The sequence below is a fragment of the Mesorhizobium sp. M2A.F.Ca.ET.037.01.1.1 genome (assembly GCF_003998075.1).
Classification (GTDB): Bacteria; Pseudomonadota; Alphaproteobacteria; order Rhizobiales; family Rhizobiaceae; genus Mesorhizobium.
On sequence record NZ_RZSA01001200.1, the window covers coordinates 1 to 1,764 of the forward strand.

General features: G+C 64.6%; 3 protein-coding genes. All 3 read right to left on the reverse strand.

Features of this window, described 5'->3' with window-relative positions; all coding sequences use genetic code 11:
- Positions 1-153, reverse strand: a 153-nt coding sequence (locus EOA27_RS35025; protein ID WP_127258573.1) for an FAD-dependent oxidoreductase, incomplete at its 3' end; no start/stop codon positions are given.
- 60 nt (positions 154-213) lie between these two features.
- Positions 214-798 carry an OsmC family protein gene (locus EOA27_RS35030; RefSeq protein ID WP_126083428.1) on the reverse strand — a complete coding sequence of 195 codons (585 nt, stop codon included), beginning with the start codon at positions 796-798 and terminating at the stop codon, positions 214-216.
- Between the two features lie 238 nt (positions 799-1,036).
- Positions 1,037-1,285: a DUF1127 domain-containing protein gene (locus tag EOA27_RS35035; protein ID WP_189343174.1), complete on the reverse strand. Its 249-nt coding sequence runs from the start codon at positions 1,283-1,285 to the stop codon at positions 1,037-1,039.
- Positions 1,286-1,764: the final 479 nt, after the last annotated feature.

A 1,764-nucleotide genomic window follows, 5' to 3' on the forward strand; every position in this document is an offset into this window, starting at 1 on the left:
GAGCAGCCGAAGCGAGCGCCAGCTCTGCGAGCGCCAGCGCTCGCCGATGCGCCCGCGCTCCAGCACGGCATGGTCGATGCCGGCCTGGCTGAGGCAATGGCTGAGCGCAAGGCCGGCCTGGCCCGCGCCGATGATGACGACCGCGCGTCTCATGGTTCAGTTCCGTCCGAGGAGAGGGAAGCGGCCCGGACCGGTTCCGGACCGCCTGTCGGTTTACTGGATGGTCTTGATGCCGACGGTGACCGGCACGCCCTTGGTCAGCACGTCGAAGACGGCCGAACGGGCACGCGACTGCTCGACCAGCTGCTGGAGCTTTTCGGCCGGCGCGTCGCCTTCGATCTCGAACGACACATGGATGTTCTGGAAGCCGTTGCGGACCTCATCGGAGATGCCGAGGATGCCGCGCAGGTCGATGTCGCCGTCCACCGAGCACTTTACCTTGGTGAGCTTAATGCCGCGCGCGGCGGCGATGTTGGCGACGCCGGCCATCAGGCAGCCAGCCAGCCCGTGCAGAAGCCACTCGACCGGGGTCGGCGCATTGTCGGCGCCGCACAGAATCGCCGGATGGTCGGCGTCGGCATAATGCGGCTTCTCGTGCTTCTGCTCGTTGCCAGCGCCGAAGAAGCCATGCATGACGGTCTTGCTGTGCGTGCCCTCGATCCACTCATTGTGGGCGCGGAACTGGAACTTGGCGAGCTCCGGCTGCCCGGCGACGAAATTGATCGTCGCCATCAGGTTCGGCGTGTCGACGCCATTGAGAGGAAGCCGTGCAGGTTTGGTGTTGGGTTGCATCATCATCTCCAAAGGTTGCTTTGCGGCTTGGTTGCCGTGACGGCCTCTGTTTGCCGTTGGAGCGTTTGAACGAGAGTGGATGCGACCGTGGAATTTTTCATACGCGCACCGTGGAAATTGGCATGGACGTATCGTTTGAAACGAGGTGGCTCACCGCTTGAGCCGATGCGCCGGAACGCAAAACCCCGGGCGTTGGGAAGCGCCCGGGGCTTGTCGACGGCGTGGCCGCGATCGCTATTGGCGGTTAGCCGATGGTGCGGATGTCCATCCCGCCGGTGCCGGAGGCAGCGCGGCCCGTCGAGGTGTAGTAGTCGATTCCCGAACGCGTGATGCCCATGTCCTTGAGCAGATAGTCAGGCATGGCATGCAAGGCGGCGCGGTCGCTGCGCATCCTCATCGCATGATAGAAAAGCCGCAGCGCCCGGCTGGCAAAGCCGATCGGGCCGACGCCCGACCGGCCGGTTTCATAGGCGGTATGCTCCAAACTCGTCATCGTCGTCTCCATTTTTGCGGCGCGACCATTTCGCGTCGGCGATGGCAGGACTGTCGCTGACGACCGGGGGAGCCAGCGTTGGAGCGGGCGTCGAAACTGCCGTGGAATCTGGCGATTTCTCAGTTTGAAATATCGTTCTTGGCACGGAGCACGTCCGCCTCGAAGCCTGGCGCGATCGCTTCGTCTTCGCGGGGCCTGCGGCCCGCGACCGGATCGAGGGGTGGCTTTGCGGGCCCGCAAACGAAGACACGGGCGGACATCGGCAATGAGGCTGGCGGTTCGCACCCTCGCGTATCGCCGAAACCCATGCCGGCAGGCAAGCCGCCCCTAGAACCGGTTCAGCAGCGAAAACAGACGGGAGGAGCAACCAGATGCCTGTCCCGGCGTTGAGTGACAGCAGCCGGCTCACGAGGCCGCAAGCCGTGGGCCGCCGCGAAATGCTCTTTGGGAGCCGCGCTCATGCCTCCACTGGTGCTCTT